The 233-nt window shown below is 65.2% G+C and carries 1 protein-coding gene; it reads left to right on the top strand.

Translation table 11 applies throughout. The features are described from left to right. The coding region (locus HKX41_13725; GenBank protein ID NNC25192.1) for a phage tail sheath family protein at nt 1-233 on the top strand (233 nt) is incomplete at both ends.

Raw genomic sequence — 233 nt, forward strand, 5'->3', positions numbered from 1 at the left:
ATCGAAGAAAGCCTGTTCCGCGGGCTCAAGTGGGTGGTGTTCGAACCCAACGACGAACCGCTGTGGGCGCAGATCCGCCTCAACGTCGGCGCGTTCATGCACAACCTGTTCCGCCAGGGCGCGTTCCAGGGCAGCTCGCCGCGCGACGCCTACTTCGTGCGCTGCGACAAGGACACCACCACCCAGAACGACATCGACCTGGGCGTGGTCAACGTCGTGGTCGGCTTCGCGCC

The sequence above is a fragment of the Salifodinibacter halophilus genome (assembly GCA_012999515.1).
GTDB classification, from domain to species: Bacteria; Pseudomonadota; Gammaproteobacteria; order Nevskiales; family Salinisphaeraceae; genus Salifodinibacter; species Salifodinibacter halophilus.